The organism is Cohnella sp. GbtcB17 (genome assembly GCF_019091135.1).
Taxonomy (GTDB): Bacteria; Bacillota; Bacilli; order Paenibacillales; family Paenibacillaceae; genus Cohnella.
Genome location: NZ_JAGXJW010000423.1, coordinates 1 through 241 on the forward strand (window position 1 = coordinate 1; position 241 = coordinate 241).

At 63.9% G+C, this 241-nt stretch carries 1 protein-coding gene; it reads left to right on the plus strand.

Annotated features, from left to right (window positions below):
- The coding region (locus KVT38_RS34100; protein WP_306795391.1) for a potassium transporter TrkG at nucleotides 1–241 on the plus strand (241 nt) is incomplete at both ends.

Genomic DNA, 241 nt, shown 5'->3' on the forward strand with positions numbered 1-241 from the left:
TACGCTTCTCGCCTTGGCGCTGGTGCTTGCGGCGCAGATGGTCCTGTCGACGGCGGGGGACCATCATTTCCTCATGATATTGTTCGTGGTGGTGGCGGCCTTCGGCACGGTCGGATTGTCGCTGGGCCTCACGAGCGATCTGTGCCTGTTCGGCAAGATCGTCATCATGCTCATGTTGTTCGCCGGCAGGCTGGGGCCGCTGACGCTAGGCTACGCGCTCGCGCCGAAGCGGGACAAGGGG